A 20,321-nucleotide genomic window follows, 5' to 3' on the forward strand; every position below is an offset into this window, starting at 1 on the left:
CCGGCAGCTGGCTCGAAATGGCCTTGAGCTGCAATGCAGTGCTCAGATTGGACATTCCCACTCCCGATGAAAACGTGAAAGCAGCGAACAACCCAACCATCGAAGATTCGATTTAGGGAACCGGCGATTATACCCTTTCCCCCTCGCTTGGGGCGCTTAAGTGCATGATTTGTGTCAAAAAACGCGAGCAAGAAGCGATCCCTCTTACCTGGCGCGAAGCTCGAGTGTTGTTTTTTTGCCCTCGGTCTAGGTGCCCGCGCAGGGTGACCTATGGGTCGGGTTGGGCGCTTTTGCCGTAGAATGTTCGACTTGTTTTTAATTTCACCCCGATCCCGATGGCGAAGACAGCACCCGAAAGCGCGGCCGCGCCCGTGCCCGGCGGCGAACCAGGGGACTCGGCGCTGCCCCAGAACTATGAAGCAGCGGTGGCCGAGTTGGAAGAGCTGGTTTCCCGAATGGAGAGCGGCGCCCTCAGCCTCGAGGAATCGCTGGCCGCGTATCGCCGCGGTGCGGCCCTTGTGGCGTTTTGTCAGCAGCAGCTGGAAAAGGTGGAGCAGCAGGTGCGCGTCCTCGACGGCGAGACGCTCAAACCGCTGCCTGCCGGTACGGCCCCCGCGGACAGCGGAGACGATCTATGACTTTTGAAGAATGGATGCGCGCGGTGCTCGCGCGCGTCGAAACGGCACTCGAACGTTATTTGCCGGCGACGGCAACAGAGCCGGCGCGTCTGCACGAAGCGATGCGCTACGCGGTGCTGGGCGGCGGCAAGCGCGTGCGGCCGCTGCTCGTGCATGCCGCCGGCGAGTTGACCGGCGCGCGGCCCGAAGCGCTCGAAGCGGCGTCCGCCGCGCTCGAGATGATTCACGTCTACTCGCTCGTGCACGACGACATGCCGTGCATGGACGACGACGCCTTGCGTCGCGGCAAGCCCACGGTGCATGTTCAATATGACGAAGCTACGGCCCTGCTTGTAGGCGACGCCTTGCAATCGCAGGCATTCGTCGTGCTGACCGACGAAACGGCCCTCGACACGCGCGCGCAAGCCGCGCTCGTGCGCGAACTGGCCTTCGCAAGCGGTTCGCTCGGGATGGCGGGCGGGCAGGCGATCGATTTGGCGAGCGTGGGGCTGACGCTAACACGGCCGCAACTCGAAACGATGCACCGGATGAAGACGGGCGCCTTGCTGCGTGCTTCGGTGCGGATGGGGGCGCTGGCGGGCACGGTCCCCGGTGCCGACGTTCTGAAGGCGTTGGATGTGTACGCGGGTGCCGTGGGGCTGGCCTTCCAGGTCGTCGACGACATTCTGGACGTGACGACCGATTCCGCCACGCTCGGCAAGACGGCAGGCAAGGACGCGAAGGACGGCAAGCCGACCTACGTGTCGATTATCGGGCTCGATGCCTCGCGGGCGTTGGCGGCGCAATTGCGCCACGACGCGCACGAGGCGCTTGCGCCGTTCGGCGAGCGTGCGCGGCGTTTGGCCGAGCTTGCCGACCTGGTGGTGAACCGGGTGAGTTGAACGCGAAGCCCGCTAGCGCGCGCCATTGGCCTCGAGAAGCGTAAGAAGAAAGCGGGCGCGTAACTTTTCCTACAATGGAACGACGATGTACGACTTGTTGAAAACCATCGACGACCCGGCGGATTTGCGCCGCCTCGACCGCCGTCAATTGAAGCCGCTTGCGGACGAGCTGCGTGCGTACGTGCTCGACAGCGTCTCGCAAACGGGCGGGCATTTGTCGTCGAATCTCGGCACGGTCGAGCTGACGATCGCCTTGCATTACGTGTTCGATACGCCGCACGATCGTATCGTGTGGGACGTCGGCCACCAAACTTATCCTCATAAGATTCTGACGGGGCGCCGCGACCGGATGTCCTCGCTGCGTCAACGCGGCGGGATTTCGGGCTTTCCGCGCCGCACCGAATCGCAGTACGACACGTTCGGCACGGCCCATTCGAGCACGTCGATCTCGGCCGCGCTCGGCATGGCGATCGCCAGCAAGCTCGAAGGCATCGATCGGTTCTCCATCGCCGTGATCGGCGACGGTGCGATGACGGCCGGCATGGCGTTCGAAGCCATGAATAACGCGGGCGTGTGCGACGATGTGCCGCTGCTCGTGATCCTGAACGACAACGACATGTCGATTTCGCCGCCCGTCGGCGCGCTCAATCGGCACTTGGCTCGGTTGATGTCAGGGCGTTTCTACGCCGCTGCCCGCGCGGGTGTCGAGCGCGTGTTGCGCGTCGCGCCGCCGATGCTCGAGTTGGCCCGCAAGCTCGAAGAGCACGCGAAGGGCATGGTCGTACCGGCCACGCTGTTCGAAGAGTTCGGATTCAACTACATCGGCCCCATCGATGGTCACGATCTCGACTCGCTGATCCCGACGCTGCAAAACATCCGCGAGCTGCGCGGTCCGCAGTTCCTGCACGTCGTGACGAAGAAGGGGCAGGGCTACAAGCTGGCCGAAGCCGATCCCGTGCTTTACCACGGCCCGGGCAAGTTCAATCCGGCCGAGGGCATCAAGCCCAGTACGGCACCGTCGAAGAAAACCTACACGCAAGTGTTCGGCGAATGGCTGTGCGACGCGGCCGAACTCGATTCGACCGTCGTCGGCATCACGCCGGCCATGCGCGAGGGCTCGGGCATGGTCGAGTTCGAAAAGCGTTTCCCGGATCGCTACTACGACGTGGGCATCGCCGAGCAGCATGCGGTCACGTTCGCGGGCGGTCTGGCGGCCGAAGGCCTGAAGCCGGTCGTTGCGATCTATTCGACGTTCCTGCAGCGCGGCTATGACCAGCTGATTCACGACGTAGCGTTGCAGAACCTGCCCGTCGTGTTCGCGATCGATCGCGCGGGGCTCGTCGGTGCCGATGGCGCGACGCACGCCGGCGCTTACGACCTTGCCTTCCTGCGCTGCATCCCGAATATGACGGTGATGGCGCCGGCCGATGAAAACGAATGCCGTCAAATGCTCTACACGGCGTTGCAGCAGTCGAACCCGACGGCCGTGCGTTACCCGCGCGGCGCGGGTACGGGCGTGGCGACGGTCAAGCAGATGACGGCGCTGCCGGTCGGCAAGGGCGAGATCCGTCGTCAATCGACGGCGCCCAAGGGTAGCCGGATCGCCATCCTGGCATTCGGCACGATGGTGGCGCCGGCGTTGGCGGCGGCCGAAGCGCTCGACGCCACGGTGGCCAATATGCGGTTCGTCAAGCCGATCGATGCGGACCTCGTGCGCGAGCTGGCTCAAACGCACGATGCCATCGTGACGGTCGAGGAAGGCTGCATCATGGGCGGCGCGGGCTCGGCATGCGTCGAATCCCTCCTTGGCAATGGGGTTGTTCGCCCCGTACTACAATTGGGCCTCCCCGATAGCTTCATCGACCATGGCGATCCCGCGAAGCTATTGGCGGAATGCGGCCTCGACGGCGCGGGTATCGAGAAATCGATTCGTGCGCGCTTTCTCGAGCCGGCGGCCAAGCTGGCGGCGCAGCGCGTCGCTTGAACTTAGGCGGTCCACGCGAATGGCCGCCTCATACGGTTTGGATGTATGCATGGGCCTTCGGGCCCATGTTTCGTTATTGCAGCGCGACTTTGCGCCGGCCCCTGCGCTGGCTCTTCGGCGGCGCTCACTAGGACAAAACAACGATGAACCAAATGAATCCCGCCTTCGTGATGCCGGACGTGCAAAGCAGCGTCGATACGCGGCAGATTCCGATTCAGCGAGTCGGGGTGAAGGGCGTGCGCCATCCGTTGACGGTGCGCACGGCGAGCGGCGAGGTGCAGCCTACGGTGGGAACGTGGAACCTGGACGTCCATTTGCCGGCCGACCAGAAAGGCACCCATATGTCGCGTTTCGTGGCGCTGCTGGAAGGAAACAAGGCACCGCTCGAGCCCGCGGCGTTTCGCAACATGCTGGCCGAGATGCTCGATAAGCTGGAAGCGACGGGCGGCCGCATCGAAGTGACGTTTCCGTACTTCGTGCCGAAGACAGCCCCGGTTTCAGGCGTGTCGAGCCTGCTCGATTACGAGGTGACGCTGACGGGGCAAGCGCGCGACGGCGAGATCCGCATCTTCGTGCGCGTGCTCGTGCCGGTTACGAGCCTATGCCCGTGCTCGAAAGAGATCTCCCAATACGGCGCGCACAATCAGCGCTCGCATGTGACGATCGAAGTGGAGCTGGTGGCCGAGCTGCCCGTCGAAGAATTGATCCGCATGGCTGAGGAAGAGGCGTCGTGCGAATTGTGGGGGCTGCTCAAGCGCCCCGACGAGAAGTTCGTGACGGAGCGCGCATACGAGAACCCGAAGTTCGTCGAGGATCTCGTGCGCGATGTGGCGCAGCGGCTCAACGCCGACGAGCGCGTTGTCTCGTACGTGCTCGAGGCGGAAAACTTCGAATCGATCCACAACCACAGCGCGTATGCCGTCATCGAGCACGATAAGCGCTTGGCGGCTTAGGCGCTTTGACCTCGGTGCGCGGCAAGCCAGCCCGTTAGCGCTTTCTCATTGCCGCCCGATGGGTGGCATACGGTTGTAGTCGACATCGATCGGCTACCACCGTCGCAATCTGCCTCGGTCGATATCGGTCAATATCGGTCGGCGCCGATTGCGTCGCGAACGATCGACTATCGCGCGAGGGAGGTCAAATCCCAGCGCGGCTTGACGGTGAACGCGTAATCCTTGCTCGCCTGCTCGGGCCAGCGTTGGAGCCGCAGCGCCCCCGCCAGCGCGATCATTGCGCCGTTGTCCGTGCACAGCGAAAGATCGGGGTAGTGCACGTCATACCCGCGCTTTTTCGCGGCGGCCGACAACGCTTCGCGCAACTGCCGATTCGCGCCCACGCCGCCCGCCACCACCAGCCGCTTCAGACGCGTCTTCTTGAGCGCGGCCAGCGATTTCGCGACGAGCACTTCCACGGCGGCATCGACGAACCCTCGCGCCAAATCGGCTTTCGCCTGTTCGCAAACATTGGCGCCGAGCTGCTTCGTTTGCGTCAGTACGGCGGTTTTCAACCCGCTGAAACTGAAATCGAGATCGCCCGAATGCAGCATCGGGCGTGGCAGCGTCACAGCGCCGGGCGTACCGTATTGCGCGAGCCGCGAGACTTCGGGGCCGCCGGGGTAGCCTAGCCCCAACAGCTTGGCTGTCTTGTCGAACGCTTCGCCGGCGGCGTCGTCGAGCGTTTCGCCGAGCGTTTCGTATACGCCGACGTCGGTCACTCGCATAAGCTGCGTATGGCCGCCGGAGACGAGCAGAGCGACGAACGGAAACGGCGGCGGTGCATCGACGAGCAGCGGCGAGAGCAGATGGCCCTCGAGATGGTGAATGCCGACCGTCGGCTTATCCCACGCCATCGCGAGCGCATTCGCGATACTGGCGCCGACGAGCAGCGCGCCCGCGAGGCCCGGACCCTGCGTGAACGCTATCGCATCGATGTCGGCGCGCGAGGCGTTCGAACGCGCAAGGACGTCCTCGAGCAACGGCAAGGCGCGGCGGATGTGATCGCGCGAGGCAAGTTCGGGTACGACGCCGCCGTATTCGCGATGCATCGCGATTTGCGAATGCAGCGCGTGGGCGAGCAGGCCGCGCTGCGTGTCGTAGAGCGCAAGCCCCGTTTCGTCGCACGAGCTTTCGATGCCGAGAACGAGCATGGTCGATAGATTGAGGTGAGCGTTGCCGGCGTACGTTGTCAGCAGAGATTGCCAGCGTAGGAACGTCACCGCAAGGAGAGGGGGAAACCCAAAAGTATAGCAGCGCGCCGTACGACGGCACCTGTCCGGGTAAAATGCGCGCCATGGAATCTTTCGATATCGCCGTCATCGGCGCAGGTGCGGCCGGCATGATGTGCGCGGCCGTCGCCGGACAACGCGGCTCGCGTGTCGTGCTCATCGATCATGCGCCGCGTCTGGCGGAGAAGATCCGCATCTCGGGCGGCGGGCGCTGCAACTTCACGAACCTGCAAGCGGGGCCGGGCAACTACCTGTCGGCCAATCCGCATTTTTGTCGTTCGGCCCTTGCACGCTATACGCCGAGCGACTTTCTCGCGCTGCTGAAGACGCACCGAGTCAGTTGGCACGAGAAGCATCGCGGGCAGCTGTTTTGCGATCATTCGAGCGAATCGATCATCGACATGCTCAAGGCCGAATGCGAGACCGGTCGCATCGCGTGGCGGCGCCCCGTTGCCGTCGAGGCCGTGCGCCGCGGCGAGGACGGCCGCTTTTCGCTCGATACGAACGCCGGCGAAATCGCGGCCCGTTCGCTCGTGATCGCGACGGGCGGGCTGTCGATCCCGAAAATCGGGGCGACCGATTTCGCTTATCGCATTGCGAAGCAGTTCGGGCACAAGCTCGTCGATATGCGGCCGGCGTTGGTGCCGTTGACGTTTTCATCCGACGAATGGTCGCCTTTCGCGACGCTGGCCGGCGTGTCGCTCGAAGTCGAGGTGACGACAGGCTCGACGCGAGCGCAAGGGTCCTTCGTCGAAGATCTGCTGTTCACGCATCGGGGGTTGTCGGGGCCCGCTATCTTGCAGATTTCGAGCTATTGGCCGAGCGGCGATCCGATCGTTGTCGATTTGCTTCCCGGCCGCGATGTCGCTGCCGAACTCATCGAGGCCAAATCGAACGGCACCAAGCGGCAGATCGGCAACTTGCTCGCGCAGTGGCTGCCCGCCCGCTTGGCGGACGCATGGCTCGAGGCGCACGACGTGTCGGCCGAGGCGCGACTTGCCGATTTGCCGGACAAAACCTTGCGTCGCTTGGGAGAGGCCTTTGCGCGATGGGTGCTCACCCCGTCCGGCACCGAGGGGTACCGCAAGGCGGAAGTGACGAAAGGCGGCGTCGATACGAGAGAGCTGTCTTCCACGACGATGATGAGCGCGCGCGTGCCGGGGCTTTACTTCATCGGTGAAGCGGTGGACGTCACCGGCTGGCTCGGCGGGTACAACTTTCAATGGGCCTGGGCGTCCGGCGTGGCGGCGGGCGAGGCGGCATTCGAATTCGCACGAAGCGCTTGACAACTTTCGTGTAATTGTGCAGAACGTCTGCTATACTCCCGGACCTTCGGGATATTTCCTTTTGGAAACATGACGATCATCCGCGTAAAAGAAAACGAGCCCTTCGAAGTCGCCATGCGCCGCTTCAAGCGCACGATCGAGAAGAACGGTCTGCTGACCGAGCTTCGGGCGCGAGAGTTCTACGAGAAGCCGACGGCGGAGCGCAAACGGAAGAAGTCCGCCGCCGTGAAGCGCCATTTCAAGCGCCTGCGCAGCCAGATGCTGCCGAAAAAATTCTATTGATCGTCCCGGCGCCGGCATCGGTCGCGACGCGCAGTGTGCATGCCGGACCGAAGTGGCGCTCGCTCTCGCGGCGGGAGGGGTTTCAGCGCTATCCTCCGCCCGAAGCACATGCTTAAGCGCAAGACCCGCTTGAGGAAGTGTCCCAAGCGGGTTTTTGCGCTCCGTGCTACGCGTGTCGGGATGTTTCTCCCATTCCCTTTTCTTCTTGCATCCGGGTGACAGATGAGTCTGAAAGATCGCATCAACGACGACATGAAGGCCGCGATGCGCGCGCGCGAAACGGGCCGTTTGGCCACGATTCGCTTGCTGCTGGCAGCCATCAAGCAACGTGAAGTCGACGAACGTGTGACGCTCGACGATGCCGGCATCACCGCCGTCATCGACAAAATGATCAAGCAACGCAAGGATTCGATCAGCCAATTCGAAGCAGCCGGCCGTACCGATCTCGTCGAGCAAGAGCGCGGCGAGCTGGCCGTGTTGGCCGACTATATGCCGGCGCAGCTATCCGAGGCGGAAGTTGCCGAGCAGGTTCAGGCCGCGGTGGCCGAGACCGGTGCCGCGGGGCCGCAGGACATGGGCAAGGTCATGGCTGTGCTGAAGCCCAAGCTGGCGGGCCGTGCCGATATGACGGCGGTGTCCGCGCTCGTGAAGGCTGCGCTGGCCAAGTAACGGGGCACTCGATGCTCGGGGGCGGCTCGGGGCTTTGCCCGGCATCCGCTTCGTCGCGCATTTCGCCTTATTCCATCGCTCGTGATTCCGCACGCCTTTCTTCAAGACTTGTTGAACCGCGTCGACATCGTCGACGTGGTGGGCAAGTTCGTCCAACTGAAGAAGGGTGGGGCGAATTTCATGGGCTTGTGCCCGTTTCACAACGAGAAAAGCCCCTCGTTCACCGTGAGTCCCACCAAGCAGTTCTATCACTGCTTCGGTTGCGGCGCCCACGGCACGGCCATCAGCTTCTTGATGGAGCACACCGGGCTGTCGTTCCCCGAAGCGGTCGGCGAGCTGGCGCAATCGGTCGGGCTCACGGTACCGAGAGAGCCTTCGCCCACGCGCGGCGGCTACGGTGGGGAAAGGAGCGGCGCGGGTGGGGAGCGAAGCGTGCCCGTCGACGGCAAGGTCGTGGCGGCATTGTCCGATCTCATGCAGACGGCCTGCGACTACTATCGCAAAACGTTGCGTGGGGCGCCCCAGGCGATCCAGTACCTGAAAAAGCGCGGGCTGACGGGCGAAATCGCCGCGCGATTCGGCCTCGGTTACGCGCCCGACGGGTGGCAGAATCTCGAGGCCGTGTTCGACGATTACCGCAACGACGGGCTAGTCGAAGCCGGGCTCGTGATCGTGAGCGAGAAGCTCGACGCACAGGGCCAGCCGCGCCGTTACGACCGCTTTCGCGAGCGAATCATGTTTCCGATTCGCAATGTGAAAGGCCAGGTGATCGGCTTCGGCGGCCGCGTGCTCGACGGCGGCGAGCCGAAGTATTTGAATTCGCCGGAAACGCCTCTATTTAGCAAGGGCAGCGAACTATACGGGCTGTTCGAGGCACGCTTGGCGATTCGCGAGGCGCATTCGGTGCTCGTGGTGGAAGGGTATATGGACGTCGTGGCACTCGCGCAGCTCGGATTTCCGAATGCCGTCGCGACCCTCGGCACGGCGTGCACGCCGATCCACGTGCAGAAGCTGCTGCGGCAGACCGATACGGTCATTTTCAGCTTCGACGGCGATGCGGCGGGCCGGCGCGCGGCGCGTCGGGCGTTGGATGCCTGTTTGCCGCATGCCGCGGACAACCGCACGATCCGTTTCCTGTTTCTGCCGTCGGAGCACGACCCGGATAGCTACGTCCGGGAGTTCGGCCAGGACGCATTTTCGGAGCAGATCGAGCGCGCGATGCCGCTGTCCCAGTTCATGCTGAACGAAGTGCTGGCGGGCAAGGAACTCGACACGCCGGAAGGGCGGGCGCGGGCGCTGTTCGACGCGAAACCGCTGTTGCAGGCGCTGCCGGCCAATGCGTTGCGCGCGCAGATCATGCACATGTTCGCCGATCGGCTAGATGTGCCGTTCGAAGAGGTTGCGGCACTATGCGAGGTCGATACACGCATCGTGGCGGCAGCGCGGCCGGCGCCGCCGCGCAAGGATCGACGCCGCGTGACGGGTATCGAAGAGCGCGCGTTGCGCAACTTGGTGATGTATCCGCGCATCGTGTCGGTGCTCGACGACGAGAGCGAGGAGAGCTTGTTCAACCAGAGCCACCATGGCGAGTTGTTCGCCGAGGCGGCCACGCATGCCCGTGCGCTCGGGCCGGCGGCCGAGTTTCGCCTGGTATCGGACCTGCTGAGAAATGGGGCCAACGCGGCGACTTTCGAAGAAATCTTCCGCGAAATTCTGGTCTATGATGAAAACGTCCGCGATTTGCTGCTGCACGACGCGCAAGACGCCGCGGCGGCGGAGCAGCAGCAAGAGCGCGAACGCATCGCCGCCGAGGAATTCCAGGCGGCTATCTTGAAAATCCGCTATGACGCGTGCTGCGAGCGGCTAGAGCGTTTGTCGCGACAGTCCAAACTCACGCCGGATGAGATCGAACAATTCGCGGAATTGAACAGGCAGCGGGCCGACATGAAGCGGCAACTGGGGCTTTGACTTCGGCGGAGGGACTGCGCCGTGTGTGCTATAATAAAAGGTTTTCAGCGGTTTAGTTTGTCTTTTCTAAGCAGAGGCGCTGCGGCAGAGGCGAGATAGCGATGGCAAAGACTACGAGCGAACGGGCGGCTGCAAGGCGTACGACGGGAAGGAGCAAGGGCGATGCCCGAAGCTCCGAAAGGCGTGCGACGGGGCCGACGCGCAAAGTAGCGGTTGCGGAATCGGCTGTCGTTTCTGTCGAAAAAAGATCGGCTGCAGGTGCAGCGGAACGGGCCGGCAAGCGATCGGCCGGCTCGGGGGCTGTGCGGACTTCGGCGGCAGCCGCCGATATGACCAAGGCGGCAAAGACGTCCGCCAAGCCGGAGACGAGGGCCGCCGCCGCGAGGCGGGCCGGTTCGAAAAGCGCAGAGGGCGCGACTGCCACGCCGGACGATTCGGCAGTGCGCGATACCCAAGTATCCACGGTGCAACCGGCTGAAGTCCAGCAGCCGCGAGTCGAGACTATAGCCGGTACGGCGAACTCCATGACGAAAAAGCTGAACGAAGTATCCGTCGATGACGAAGCAACCCAAGCCGAAGAGCAGCAAGCTGCTCCGGGTAAGGGCGAGAAGGCCAAGGCGCGCGATCGCCGCGCGAAGGAAAAGGCGCTGCTGAAGGATGCGTTCGCGTCCACTCAGCCCGGCACGGCGGAAGAGCTCGAAGAGCGCCGTTCGAAGCTGCGCGCGCTGATCAAGCTCGGCAAAGAGCGTGGCTTTCTGACGTACGCGGAAATCAACGACCACCTGCCCGACAACTTCGCCGAGACCGAGGCGATCGAAGGCATCATCAGCACGTTCAACGACATGGGTGTGGCTGTCTACGAGCAGGCGCCCGATGCCGAGACGCTGCTGCTGAACGACAATGCCCCGGCTGTCTCGTCCGACGACGAAGTGGAAGAGGAAGCGGAAGTTGCGCTCTCGACGGTCGATTCGGAGTTCGGCCGCACGACGGACCCGGTTCGTATGTACATGCGGGAAATGGGTACGGTCGAGCTGTTGACGCGCGAAGGCGAAATCGAGATCGCCAAGCGGATCGAAGACGGCCTGAAGCACATGGTCATGGCGATTTCGGCGTGCCCGACGACCATTGCCGATATTCTCGCGATGGCTGAGCGCGTTGCAAACGACGAGATTCGGATCGACGAACTCGTCGACGGCTTGATCGACCCGAACGCGGCGGACACCGACGGCTTCTCGGAACAAGAGGCCGAAGCGATCGAAAACGAGAGCGAGGAAGAAGAGGACGACGGCACGGCGCAAGCCACGGCCAACGCCGCTCAGCTCGAAGCGCTCAAGCGTACCTCGCTCGAGAAATTCGCGCTGATCAGCGAATGGTTCGACAAGATGCGTCGCGCGTTCGAGAAGGAAGGCTACAAGTCGAAGTCGTACCTGAAGGCGCAAGAGACGATTCAGAACGAGTTGATGTCGATTCGCTTCACGGCGCGTACGGTCGAGCGTCTGTGCGACACGTTGCGTGCGCAAGTGGACGAAGTGCGTCAAGTCGAGCGCCAGATTCTGCATATCGTCGTCGACAAATGCGGCATGCCGCGCTCGGAATTCATCACCCGTTTCCCGGGCAGCGAAACCGATCTCGATTGGGCCGATAAGGTCGTGGCGGAAAGCCATTCGTACAGCGCGATCTTGTCGCGTAACATCCCGGCGATCCGCGAGCAGCAGCAGCGTTTGCTCGATTTGCAGGCGCGCGTGGTACTGCCGCTGAAGGACTTGAAGGAAACCAACCGTCAGATGGCGGCGGGCGAACTGAAGGCGCGGCAAGCCAAGCGCGAAATGACCGAGGCGAACTTGCGCCTTGTGATTTCGATCGCGAAGAAGTACACGAACCGCGGCTTGCAGTTCCTGGATCTGATTCAGGAAGGCAACATCGGTTTGATGAAGGCCGTGGATAAATTCGAATATCGGCGCGGCTACAAGTTCTCGACGTACGCGACGTGGTGGATCCGTCAGGCCATCACGCGCTCGATCGCCGACCAGGCTCGTACGATCCGTATTCCGGTTCACATGATCGAAACGATCAACAAGATGAACCGTATTTCGCGGCAGATTTTGCAGGAGACGGGTCTCGAGCCCGATCCGGCCACGCTCGCGGAAAAGATGGAGATGCCCGAGGACAAGATCCGCAAGATCATGAAGATCGCGAAGGAGCCGATCTCCATGGAAACGCCGATCGGCGACGACGACGATTCGCACTTGGGCGATTTCATCGAGGATTCGAACACGGTGGCGCCGTCGGATGCCGCGTTGCACGCGAGCATGCGCGACGTCGTGAAGGATGTGCTCGATTCGCTGACGCCGCGTGAAGCGAAGGTGCTGCGCATGCGTTTCGGTATCGAGATGAGCACCGATCACACGTTGGAAGAAGTGGGTAAGCAGTTCGACGTGACGCGTGAGCGGATCCGCCAGATCGAAGCGAAGGCGCTGCGCAAGCTGCGTCACCCGAGCCGTTCGGACAAGCTGAAATCGTTCCTCGAAGGGAATTGATCGGCTCGATCGCTTGAGTGGGATCATGAGGCCCGGCTCGATGAGCCGGGCCTTTTCGTAGGATCGCCGCTCGATTCGCGTTTATTGAGCTTTTGCGATTTGCAAGCGGCGACAATAGCCGATAGACTCGCAGTCTTTCCGCGACGCGGTCGATAGTTCATCGATCGACTCGGGGGACGAATCGTCATAGCCGCCACCCGTATCAGAATTCCAAACGGTGGCGCGAGACGGGCCGGACGCCGTGCTGGTTGCAGGCAGCGGACTCATAATCCGCCTCCGAAAGGACACCGTGGGTTCGACTCCCACCCGGCCCACCAAGGCTTTGCGGTCGATTAGAAATCGTAGAAAATTTCCGCAATTGCGGATCATTTCCGCAATCATCGAGAAGGCGGCTATGTGATACTGTTTTCCCATACAGTATCGCGCCCATGTCCCAAAACCTCAACAATCCTTACGGAACGCCACGGCCGTGCCGCGCATGCGAGCATTGGGGTGGCGACGTATCTAGGACCAAGGATGCTTCTTTCTGCCTGCGCGATAATGGCCGTCAGGTACAAGCGAACAAGCACCAGGGGTGTGTTTTTTGGGCCAGGGCAATCGGAAGTGATGATGTGGCCGGCGAGCAGCGCTCGGGGCGCGGGAGTGAATGATGGGTAAAGATGAAGTGTGGCCGCAATCTTGGCGCGATCTCGTCGCAGAGGCGGTCGAGCGCGGCGCGGCAGATGGGCCATGGTTGCATATAGCCGGTTTGTGGCTGCATCAGGTCAACGACGGATGGCAGCCGATCGAGACAGCACCAAGGGATGGAAGACGCATTCTGCTGTGCAGAGGTGAAATTGTCGAACCGGTGACGGTCGGCTATTGGTCTATGGCGGAGTGCCGGTTTGTTATGCCGCTAGCTCGCGATGAGTGCCCGGCAACGCATTGGATGCGGTTGCCGGATCCAGCCTAGACTGGCGACGCTTCTAGCGCGCCCAACGCCGCGATCACGCGCTCCATCTTGTGATCGAAAGGGTTGTCGAAGGGGACTTCCGGCGTGCCGATCGGCGTCAGCGGCACCGGCAAGTACCAGTTCTCCGGCAGCATCGGCACAATATCGTTTCCGTTCCGGTAGAGCGTGATCGGCACGTGCGCGAGCAGCGCGCCGAACTCGGGGCCCGGACTAATGCGTGGTGGCTCGAATCCCCACACGGCCGCCGGCGGATTGCCGGAGACCGTCATCTGGATCGCGCACATGAGCGCGAGTGCGCCGCCAAGGGAATGCCCGACGAGCGTGACGGGCTTCCCGTCGATCGCAGCTAGCACGGCGCCCGACATATCTTCCCAGGCTCGCCAAATGCCCCTATGGAGCTTTCCGACGCCATCGACGTCCATCGGAAAGGCATCGAAGTCCGCTTCCCAGCATGCCCGGTTATCGGAGCCGCGGAAGGCGACAACGAGGCCGCTCGGCGTCGTCCGCACGATCGCGCGCGAGGCGCTGTCGACTTGGCCGATGTCGGGCGCCGCGTTGTATGCCTCCTGCGCTAGGAGGGCGAAGTCGCGCGGCGTCATTGCAGTGATGCGCCGGAAAGTGGCGTCGACGCGGCGGCCGGCGCCGATGCGGCCGTCGCGGCAATGGCGGGTTCCAGGCTGATCGCCACGTTGAACGCGAGCACGCCGGTATCGATCGCCGCGTCCGCCGCCCGAATCTTATCGGGCGAGAGCGACGACGAATCCACTAGCGATTTGACGAGCGGCAGGGTCGCGTTGACGATCGCCTGCAGGTCGGGTTTCGCCACCGCCGCACCGGCCGCGCATACCTTTGTCACGGCTGGCTTGACCGTCTTCGTGAGCGTGTCGGCCGCGCCGCCCGTGAAGACGCCGTCTGCCTGGAGGATCGTGATTTCACCATTCGTGGCGCCGCAGGCGATAGCGACTTGTTGCTGGAAGGTCAGCGGCGGCGCAGTGCCGCCGCACGCGGTGAGAGCGAGCGCGACAATGCCTGCCGCAAGCAGCATGAGCTTCTTCATTTGGGATTCCCTACTTGGTGAGTTTGATGACGGCCGTCGCGGCGTTCGATACGGCGCCGGCAACGGCCGCAGTTGTGGCGCCTTCGGCTTTGATCGGGGCGGTGGCGCCAACGCCCGTTTCAGTGAAGTGAACCGTGACCGTGCCACCCGGTTGCTCGGCGAGATCGAATTGCAGGGACGAGATGTCCTTGCTGTTAGTCGCATCCGCGCGGCAGCAGACCATCCGACCGAGCGCGGGCTCGTAGAACGGCGAGACCGAGTAGTGCGCGGTGCCGGCGCATCCAGCGAGCGCGATCACGCCGGCGCAGGCGAGCGGAGCGCGGATCATTGCGCTGCCGCGGCCGCCTTCGTCGCTCGCTTCTGTGCAAACAGGTGCGCGCCCGCCACGAGCAGCACGACGATTGCGCCCTGCACGTCGGCGGGCAACGTCACGTGAAACAGGCTCGCGACGTACGAGACGACGGGGGCGACGACGGCGCCAGCGCCGGCGGCAATCGCGGTATTTGCGGGGGTCGTTTGGTTCATAGGTGCTCCGGATCGTGGTGAATGACTTCGGTCGGCGAGAACTGCTCACCGTCCTCGAGGTACCGCTGCATGATCCACAGACTGAAGGGCATGCTGTGAATGCCCGAATCCTTGCCTGTGTGGTGCTCTTTGCAGAGCAGGACGCCCTGCGCCTCCATGTCGTCGATGAAGGTGTACGGATTCGCGGGATCGAATTTCGACCAGTCCCAATGCGGGTAGTCGGCCTTGATCCGATCCCAACGGAGCCTGCCTTCGGCGAAGCTGCGCTCGACGCCGAAGTGATGCGCCTCGAGCGGCTGCCCGAGTTCCTCCTCGGTCTGGCCGCAGATCCAGCAGCGGCCCGGCTCGTCGCGCAGGATGGTGATGGCCGGCTCGACCTTGTCGAAGAGGGCCTTCTTTGTGTGCCGGAAGAGGGGCGTCGTCACGCGATCGGCATGCTCGGGGGTGATGACGTCCACCGTCAGCGTCTCGCGCAGTTCGTGTTGTTGTGTCATGGCCGTAAACGAAAAAGCCCGGCGCGCGGCCGGGCTGGTGATGGGAGGAAGAAAGGCGTCAATCGACGTCAGGGAGGTCGATGGTCTGGCCTTTTAGGGCGTGCGTGCAATCGCCGAGGAAGATGATTTGGCCCGGCGCCGCGCCATTGCAGCCGATGAACGAGTGGCAACGATGCAGGGGGATTTCCCATTCCTCGCCGTTGTCTCGCTTGTACTTTTCGCCGCCCCACCACGTGTTGAGGCTCGGTCCGAACACGGGCCGATCGAAATCGCCATTGAACGTCCAGCGGTCCTTCCACGAAATGTGCGGCGAGTGCTCGGTTTCGCCGGGCGGCAACCATGTCGTCGGCAAGACATGAGACATGGGCGTCCCGTTCGAATACAGGCACCCAGGACATATGATCTTGATCCCATAGAAGCGGCCCGCATCATCGCGGACGATCTTTGCTTTTGCCATTACGCGATCCCCAATGCGGCCTTCGCCGCGTCGTACAGCACCTGTCGATCGGCGAGGCCGTTCGTACCACCGTTGACGCCCTTCGTGACTTCGGTGAAGTCGCCGGCCAACGCCAGCGGCGTCAATTTCTTGTTCCACCAAAACCACGCGGCCGACATCGCGGCGTGCTCAGGCTGTTCGAGCAGATCGGGATGATTCAGGAGGTCGAGATCGAGCGCGACGGCCGCGATCGCATAGTTGGCTCGGCCGCTTAGTTGGATAAGGCCACGGCCGCAGAAGAGCCGCCCATCGCCGGGCTGCGTGTTGCCGAGTTCCTTCGCCTTTTCCGATGGAGGTTCGTAGGCGCGCTGCGCGACCGTCGGCCCCCACAGTTCCTTCGTGAAGATGAGGTGCTCCGATTCGTGCCCGATCTGCGCGAGGAACGCGGCGACGTCCAGCGGCTCGGCGATGCCGTAGTGGTCGCACGCGGTCTGGATAAATGGTACGAAGAGCGTCGCGCGCGCCGGCGCCGCGCCGCAGCCGGCGGCGATGATGTGGGGCGTGAGATTCATGACCTACTTTCCAAAAATGTGATGGCCCAGCACTCCGAGTACTGCTCCGATGGCGGCCCCCAGTGAAGTCAGAGTGAAGAGGGCACCCTTGCCGCGGTTCGCGAGGGCCAATAGCGCCTGCACGTCTGTGCGCAAGGCAGCGATTTGGGTGTCCTGTTCGTCTAGGCGCGCGAGCACGCGGCCGAATTCGATCGGGTCGATCTGATTCATGCAATGAGGCCCCGGAAAAAGAAAAAAGCCGCGCGAGGCGGCTGATTGCGTTTTTTGCTGCTTGACTTTTGTTCCCTTTGGGAACATATTGGATGCGTTGGGCGCGCTCCCCGCGACTGCCCGCTACTCCGAAAGGACGATCATGAAGACCACATTTCGCTCGCGCGTACTGCGCCTCCTTGCCCATGCCAATTCGATACGAGCCACCTTCACCGCGCGACCTGCGCGCGCTAAAGGAGCGGCTCAACTATTCCGGTCAGCAAATGGCGGATCTGTTCGGGCTCGCCAGCAAAGAACAGTGGCGCAAGTACAGTGGCGATGGAGCGCCGCGGTCAATGAGCCTTCCCATGCTTTTCCTTGCGGGGGCGCTGCTCCATCGCACCGCGACCGTCGACCAAGTCTTCGATTGGTGCAGGGAGGTCGGAGCGACGATCGAAATCAAAGAAGCGTTACCGCCGCAGGTACCCGATGGAGAGCCGCATCCGTAGCGATGGCGCTCGGGTGCGCAGCAGCGGCTCAGGCGCGCGCCGCTCATCAAGCAAATCATCGGGGCGCAATCACGAGAACGAAAATTCAAGCCCTCCGGTCGACACTAAACCGGATTGGCGTGCCCGCGCCAAAAACTTCCACTTCGGCCGAGATTCGAGCGATAATCTCGCCCGAACAATGGGTGCGGGGCAATCATGAAGTTGCTAAAAATATTGGCCGAGGTATTCCGCAATCGACAGAATACAACCGCCAAACGACCTCCGACGTTGGAGGAAATCGCTTTCGAAAATGGCTACCGGGCCATCTCGAAATCGGAAAACCCATACCCCCCATGTTCCGCCTTACATCAAGCATGGGATCGAGGCTTCAAAGCCCGGACGAAATACGACATCGCCATTTGGTAAGCGCTGCCTTTGCCTTATTCATCGCCTTGGGTCTATCTGCTTGCGGCGGTGGCGGAGGTGGGAGCCCCGCATCAAGTCCTGCTGCGCCTGCTTCCGATCCTGTCCCAGCGAACGCCCAGCCAACGCTGCCTACGCCAAAAACGATCTTGATTGAGCAATACGGTGATAGCACTGTGTATGGCCAGACGAACGATGCAAGAGGGAATCCCGTGCAATCTCCACAGGCCGCCCCAGTCGTTTTGCAAGGTCTCCTTCGGACTAAGTATGGTGCGTCGGTGACGATATTGAACCAAGGCGTGCCGGGAACTTCGGCGGAGCAACTTCTGAACGGCGACGGCGTCCATCCGAAATGGCAAGATCAGATGGCGCAATCGAAAGCGAATATCGTCACAATCCGCTTTGGCATAAACGACTCTGCCAATGGACCAGGCTTCGTGCCGATGTTCTCGATGTACGAGGATCAACTAGTGTCGATTGCGAAAGCTGCCGGCAAGACGGTGGTGCTCGAGAATTCGTCGCCAGTGATGCCCGCGCCCTACGCAGCATTACCTCAGTACGCACAAGCAACGCTCACCGTTGCAAAAACGTGGGGCATTCCCTCAGTTGACCTCTACGGCTACCTTATTGCGCTGTCGAACTGGGATTCGATGTTGAGCGACGGTATCCATCCGACCGCGGTCGGATATAGCATCATTGCGCAGCAGGAATTGACCATTATCGGACCCATCGTAAAGGTCGCAATGGCGAATTAGCTCATGTCGTCAGGCTGGTTTGTAGGCCGCAGCAGCGGCCTCAATGGATGCTTTCTGTGCGGCCGTGATTGAGTCGCCAAAATACAGGTTTCCATTGTTGTCCCACGAGAACTGAAGTCCGCCAAGGCCAGCCGCAACGATTGCGGCGCCGAATCCTTCGTCCAGGTTATATGTCGCCATATCGATCTCCTATTTGCGTGGCGGGATACTGAGGGTTGAGATCGAGCCGGCTCCCCACGTCGCAGTTGCTGAGCCGGATCCTGACGCACCCCATATCGAGGCAACATGCCGCCCGTCGGCGGCGACGGGAAATGGGACCGACATCGATTGCGCGTTCGAATTGTTCGCGGCGCTTGGAGTTGTTGACGCGCCAGCACTCAATATCGTCGAGTCGACCACCGGTGCGCTAACGATATTCGTGTTTGTAGCGCTGGTCGACACATTCACATTTCCGCCGACCGTGGCAATTTCATTCGCCCACGCGAGGAACGGGATTTGAAAAGCTGTCGTTACGTTACCCACAATGGATTGAGTGGTCGATGCAGCACTCGGATTTGACTTCACGATCCCCACACCCGGATCATTCGCCCACGATCGAACCGTCGATTCCAGCGACGTCGCGCTCAGCGCGTATGCCATCCCAACGAGCACCTTCGTGTTATCGCCGATCATTACCTCCACGCCGGTCGGATCCGTCGTATGCCCGGTCGTCGATAAATTGAAGCCTAGCGAACCACCGATCAGCGTGACATACACGTAAAAGAGCGTGTTTGACGTGAGGCCGGATGGCGAATAGCCGATTCCGCCCGCGGGAATCTTTGCAATTCCCTGGCCCGGGATGAAAACGTAGTTTCCGCGGCACGGGACAAACGCGAGATTTCCGCTGTTGTAATAGAGCTGCCCCTGCGGGGAGATCAGGATTTGCGAGGCCTGCGCCGCATGCTCGCTAGCTGTGGCGGGATTGATCTGTAGCGCGCCGGCGGTTTGGTTGCTTAGCACGACTTCATTGAGCGACGCGCTATAGATGCCAGTGTATTGGCGTCCGGCGATAATCTCGCCACCCTGAAATGCGCCGGCGGCTCCGACGAAATTCACCGAGCCAGGCCCGGCGTTGATCGTGCACGGGCCCGTATTGCTGTTTGCGGCCTTGAACGTGATTTCCTGTCCATCGGTGTACGCGGTGATCGGCGGCGTGAGCGCGAGCGTAATCGTGTTCACAGTCGTGCTGGTGTCAACGGCATAGCCAGTCGAACCGGTTTGCATCATCTGCAGCAGGCTCGTGATCTGCGGCACCCCAGCCGGTACAGAGATGTTGCCGGACGTAACCGTGGATTGCCCGTTGGCGACTGTCACGACAGCCAACGCCGTCCATCCGGAGTCCACGGCCGGAGTCGTCTGCGTGCCGGTTGTCGCGGCAATGCCGGCTTTCGCCTGGATCACACAGGTACCTTGGCGCTCCGTCGGTAACGGAGCGCCGCTTCCACCTTGTCCGTTTAGCGGGATCTGCGGATTGCTGCTGTTATAGAACGGCAGGACGGCCGGATTCGTGTCTTGGTCCTGGTACTGCGCTTCGATGAGATAGTTGATGCTGTAGCCACTCGTCGAAGGCGCAGGCGTCGAGATGGTCTGCGCGGCCATATTTAGACCTTGCTTCAGGATCGTATCGGTCGTATCCGCCGGCAGCGAGCCCCACGTCGTCGCATCGACGGCCGCCATGGTGTAGATCTCGCCGATGCCCACCAAAACATTCAGCGCGGCAGGTGAATTCGGCGTGACGGCGAGGCCGCGCACGACGGAATTGCTGCCGAAGGTGGCTTGCGAAAGCTTCGCGAGGCCAATCATCGTAGCGCGTTGCGCGAACAGGAAATCGACGCTGCGGCCCTGCTCCTGTGTGTAAACGATAGGGCGGTCCATTCAGACTCCGGAAACGAAAAAGCCGCCCGAAGGCGGCTTGAGAAGAG

22 protein-coding genes and 1 tRNA gene are annotated in these 20,321 nt (G+C 62.2%); 12 read left to right on the plus strand and 11 right to left on the minus strand.

Annotation, left to right across the window (positions count from 1 at the left end; translation table 11 throughout):
- The first annotated feature begins 335 nt into the window (after positions 1 to 335).
- The 4 genes from ACTHN9_RS20145 to folE2 all read left to right on the plus strand — a co-directional run bounded on the left by ACTHN9_RS20145 (position 336) and on the right by folE2 (position 4,456).
- Positions 336 to 638: an exodeoxyribonuclease VII small subunit gene (locus ACTHN9_RS20145; protein ID WP_440538539.1), complete on the plus strand. Its 303-nt coding sequence runs from the start codon at positions 336 to 338 to the stop codon at positions 636 to 638.
- The gene (locus ACTHN9_RS20150; protein ID WP_440538540.1) at positions 635 to 1,519 is read left to right on the plus strand and encodes a polyprenyl synthetase family protein; all 885 of its coding nucleotides are present in this window, start codon (positions 635 to 637) and stop codon (positions 1,517 to 1,519) included. The genes ACTHN9_RS20145 and ACTHN9_RS20150 overlap by 4 nt, the downstream gene beginning before the upstream one ends.
- Positions 1,520 to 1,604: 85 nt before the next feature.
- On the plus strand, positions 1,605 to 3,503 hold the full coding sequence (gene dxs, locus ACTHN9_RS20155) for a 1-deoxy-D-xylulose-5-phosphate synthase (RefSeq protein ID WP_440538541.1): 1,899 nt from the start codon (positions 1,605 to 1,607) through the stop codon (positions 3,501 to 3,503).
- Positions 3,504 to 3,646: 143 nt separating this feature from the next.
- Positions 3,647 to 4,456, plus strand: coding sequence for a GTP cyclohydrolase FolE2 (gene folE2 / locus ACTHN9_RS20160; RefSeq protein ID WP_440538542.1), 810 nt, complete (start codon positions 3,647 to 3,649; stop codon positions 4,454 to 4,456).
- 167 nt (positions 4,457 to 4,623) lie between these two features.
- Here folE2 and tsaD read toward each other — a convergent pair whose 3' ends face one another.
- Positions 4,624 to 5,649, minus strand: coding sequence for a tRNA (adenosine(37)-N6)-threonylcarbamoyltransferase complex transferase subunit TsaD (tsaD, locus tag ACTHN9_RS20165; protein ID WP_440538543.1), 1,026 nt, complete (start codon positions 5,647 to 5,649; stop codon positions 4,624 to 4,626).
- A 143-nt stretch (positions 5,650 to 5,792) separates the two neighbouring features.
- On the opposite strand from tsaD, the gene ACTHN9_RS20170 reads away from it, so the two are divergent.
- The 6 genes from ACTHN9_RS20170 to ACTHN9_RS20195 all read left to right on the plus strand — a co-directional run bounded on the left by ACTHN9_RS20170 (position 5,793) and on the right by ACTHN9_RS20195 (position 12,786).
- Positions 5,793 to 7,013, plus strand: coding sequence for an NAD(P)/FAD-dependent oxidoreductase (locus ACTHN9_RS20170; protein WP_440538544.1), 1,221 nt, complete (start codon positions 5,793 to 5,795; stop codon positions 7,011 to 7,013).
- 69 nt (positions 7,014 to 7,082) lie between these two features.
- A complete protein-coding gene (gene rpsU, locus ACTHN9_RS20175; RefSeq protein ID WP_440538545.1) occupies positions 7,083 to 7,295 on the plus strand; it encodes a 30S ribosomal protein S21 in 213 nt (70 codons plus the stop codon).
- Positions 7,296 to 7,517: 222 nt separating this feature from the next.
- Positions 7,518 to 7,964, plus strand: a complete 447-nt coding sequence (locus tag ACTHN9_RS20180; RefSeq protein ID WP_440538546.1) for a GatB/YqeY domain-containing protein — start codon at positions 7,518 to 7,520, stop codon at positions 7,962 to 7,964.
- Between the two features lie 81 nt (positions 7,965 to 8,045).
- Positions 8,046 to 9,932: a DNA primase gene (gene dnaG, locus ACTHN9_RS20185; protein ID WP_440538547.1), complete on the plus strand. Its 1,887-nt coding sequence runs from the start codon at positions 8,046 to 8,048 to the stop codon at positions 9,930 to 9,932.
- A 329-nt stretch (positions 9,933 to 10,261) separates the two neighbouring features.
- Complete coding sequence (rpoD, locus tag ACTHN9_RS20190) at positions 10,262 to 12,469, plus strand: RNA polymerase sigma factor RpoD (protein WP_440538548.1); 2,208 nt, start codon at positions 10,262 to 10,264, stop codon at positions 12,467 to 12,469.
- Positions 12,470 to 12,698: 229 nt separating this feature from the next.
- A tRNA-Ile gene (locus ACTHN9_RS20195) sits at positions 12,699 to 12,786 on the plus strand.
- A gap of 631 nt (positions 12,787 to 13,417) precedes the next feature.
- Here the strand turns inward: ACTHN9_RS20195 and ACTHN9_RS20200 are convergent.
- The 8 genes from ACTHN9_RS20200 to ACTHN9_RS20235 are packed head-to-tail and all read right to left on the minus strand — an operon-like array spanning position 13,418 to position 16,802.
- Complete coding sequence (locus ACTHN9_RS20200) at positions 13,418 to 14,020, minus strand: lipase family protein (protein ID WP_440538549.1); 603 nt, start codon at positions 14,018 to 14,020, stop codon at positions 13,418 to 13,420.
- The gene (locus tag ACTHN9_RS20205; protein ID WP_440538550.1) at positions 14,017 to 14,478 is read right to left on the minus strand and encodes a hypothetical protein; all 462 of its coding nucleotides are present in this window, start codon (positions 14,476 to 14,478) and stop codon (positions 14,017 to 14,019) included. The genes ACTHN9_RS20200 and ACTHN9_RS20205 overlap by 4 nt, the downstream gene beginning before the upstream one ends.
- A 10-nt stretch (positions 14,479 to 14,488) precedes the next feature.
- On the minus strand, positions 14,489 to 14,806 hold the full coding sequence (locus ACTHN9_RS20210; protein ID WP_440538551.1) for a hypothetical protein: 318 nt from the start codon (positions 14,804 to 14,806) through the stop codon (positions 14,489 to 14,491).
- Positions 14,803 to 15,003, minus strand: a complete 201-nt coding sequence (locus tag ACTHN9_RS20215; protein WP_440538552.1) for a hypothetical protein — start codon at positions 15,001 to 15,003, stop codon at positions 14,803 to 14,805. The genes ACTHN9_RS20210 and ACTHN9_RS20215 overlap by 4 nt, the downstream gene beginning before the upstream one ends.
- Positions 15,000 to 15,497: a hypothetical protein gene (locus ACTHN9_RS20220; protein ID WP_440538553.1), complete on the minus strand. Its 498-nt coding sequence runs from the start codon at positions 15,495 to 15,497 to the stop codon at positions 15,000 to 15,002. The genes ACTHN9_RS20215 and ACTHN9_RS20220 overlap by 4 nt, the downstream gene beginning before the upstream one ends.
- Before the next feature lie 58 nt (positions 15,498 to 15,555).
- Complete coding sequence (locus ACTHN9_RS20225; protein WP_440538554.1) at positions 15,556 to 15,954, minus strand: hypothetical protein; 399 nt, start codon at positions 15,952 to 15,954, stop codon at positions 15,556 to 15,558.
- The gene (locus ACTHN9_RS20230) at positions 15,954 to 16,505 is read right to left on the minus strand and encodes a glycoside hydrolase family 19 protein (protein WP_440538555.1); all 552 of its coding nucleotides are present in this window, start codon (positions 16,503 to 16,505) and stop codon (positions 15,954 to 15,956) included. Before ACTHN9_RS20230 ends, ACTHN9_RS20225 begins: the two co-directional genes overlap by 1 nt.
- Positions 16,506 to 16,508: 3 nt before the next feature.
- On the minus strand, positions 16,509 to 16,802 hold the full coding sequence (locus ACTHN9_RS20235) for a hypothetical protein (RefSeq protein ID WP_440538556.1): 294 nt from the start codon (positions 16,800 to 16,802) through the stop codon (positions 16,509 to 16,511).
- Between the two features lie 98 nt (positions 16,803 to 16,900).
- Between ACTHN9_RS20235 and ACTHN9_RS20240 the strand changes: the two genes are divergently transcribed.
- Both ACTHN9_RS20240 and ACTHN9_RS20245 read left to right on the plus strand, forming a co-directional pair.
- Positions 16,901 to 17,203 (plus strand): XRE family transcriptional regulator, encoded by a 303-nt coding sequence (locus ACTHN9_RS20240; protein ID WP_440538557.1) that lies wholly within the window; start codon positions 16,901 to 16,903, stop codon positions 17,201 to 17,203.
- Positions 17,204 to 17,322: 119 nt separating this feature from the next.
- Entirely contained in the window at positions 17,323 to 18,360 is a 1,038-nt protein-coding gene (locus ACTHN9_RS20245) for an SGNH/GDSL hydrolase family protein (RefSeq protein WP_440538558.1), read from the plus strand.
- A gap of 9 nt (positions 18,361 to 18,369) precedes the next feature.
- On the opposite strand, the gene ACTHN9_RS20250 is transcribed toward ACTHN9_RS20245, so the two are convergent.
- Positions 18,370 to 18,540: a hypothetical protein gene (locus ACTHN9_RS20250; protein ID WP_440538559.1), complete on the minus strand. Its 171-nt coding sequence runs from the start codon at positions 18,538 to 18,540 to the stop codon at positions 18,370 to 18,372.
- Between the two features lie 9 nt (positions 18,541 to 18,549).
- Positions 18,550 to 20,274: a hypothetical protein gene (locus ACTHN9_RS20255; protein WP_440538560.1), complete on the minus strand. Its 1,725-nt coding sequence runs from the start codon at positions 20,272 to 20,274 to the stop codon at positions 18,550 to 18,552.
- Positions 20,275 to 20,321: the final 47 nt, after the last annotated feature.

The organism is Trinickia sp., from assembly GCF_051953405.1.
Lineage (GTDB): Bacteria > Pseudomonadota > Gammaproteobacteria > Burkholderiales > Burkholderiaceae > Trinickia.

Coding starts and splice junctions, on each gene's coding strand:
- ACTHN9_RS20145 (WP_440538539.1), top strand. CDS start 336: ATGGCGAAGACAGCACCCGAAAGCGCGGCCGCGCCCGTGCCCGGCGGC.
- ACTHN9_RS20150 (WP_440538540.1), top strand. CDS start 635: ATGACTTTTGAAGAATGGATGCGCGCGGTGCTCGCGCGCGTCGAAACG.
- dxs (WP_440538541.1), top strand. CDS start 1,605: ATGTACGACTTGTTGAAAACCATCGACGACCCGGCGGATTTGCGCCGC.
- folE2 (WP_440538542.1), top strand. CDS start 3,647: ATGAACCAAATGAATCCCGCCTTCGTGATGCCGGACGTGCAAAGCAGC.
- tsaD (WP_440538543.1), bottom strand. CDS start 5,649: ATGCTCGTTCTCGGCATCGAAAGCTCGTGCGACGAAACGGGGCTTGCG.
- ACTHN9_RS20170 (WP_440538544.1), top strand. CDS start 5,793: ATGGAATCTTTCGATATCGCCGTCATCGGCGCAGGTGCGGCCGGCATG.
- rpsU (WP_440538545.1), top strand. CDS start 7,083: ATGACGATCATCCGCGTAAAAGAAAACGAGCCCTTCGAAGTCGCCATG.
- ACTHN9_RS20180 (WP_440538546.1), top strand. CDS start 7,518: ATGAGTCTGAAAGATCGCATCAACGACGACATGAAGGCCGCGATGCGC.
- rpoD (WP_440538548.1), top strand. CDS start 10,262: ATGACCAAGGCGGCAAAGACGTCCGCCAAGCCGGAGACGAGGGCCGCC.
- ACTHN9_RS20200 (WP_440538549.1), bottom strand. CDS start 14,020: ATGACGCCGCGCGACTTCGCCCTCCTAGCGCAGGAGGCATACAACGCG.
- ACTHN9_RS20205 (WP_440538550.1), bottom strand. CDS start 14,478: ATGAAGAAGCTCATGCTGCTTGCGGCAGGCATTGTCGCGCTCGCTCTC.
- ACTHN9_RS20210 (WP_440538551.1), bottom strand. CDS start 14,806: ATGATCCGCGCTCCGCTCGCCTGCGCCGGCGTGATCGCGCTCGCTGGA.
- ACTHN9_RS20215 (WP_440538552.1), bottom strand. CDS start 15,003: ATGAACCAAACGACCCCCGCAAATACCGCGATTGCCGCCGGCGCTGGC.
- ACTHN9_RS20220 (WP_440538553.1), bottom strand. CDS start 15,497: ATGACACAACAACACGAACTGCGCGAGACGCTGACGGTGGACGTCATC.
- ACTHN9_RS20225 (WP_440538554.1), bottom strand. CDS start 15,954: ATGGCAAAAGCAAAGATCGTCCGCGATGATGCGGGCCGCTTCTATGGG.
- ACTHN9_RS20230 (WP_440538555.1), bottom strand. CDS start 16,505: ATGAATCTCACGCCCCACATCATCGCCGCCGGCTGCGGCGCGGCGCCG.
- ACTHN9_RS20235 (WP_440538556.1), bottom strand. CDS start 16,802: ATGTTCCCAAAGGGAACAAAAGTCAAGCAGCAAAAAACGCAATCAGCC.
- ACTHN9_RS20240 (WP_440538557.1), top strand. CDS start 16,901: ATGCCAATTCGATACGAGCCACCTTCACCGCGCGACCTGCGCGCGCTA.
- ACTHN9_RS20250 (WP_440538559.1), bottom strand. CDS start 18,540: ATGGCGACATATAACCTGGACGAAGGATTCGGCGCCGCAATCGTTGCG.
- ACTHN9_RS20255 (WP_440538560.1), bottom strand. CDS start 20,274: ATGGACCGCCCTATCGTTTACACACAGGAGCAGGGCCGCAGCGTCGAT.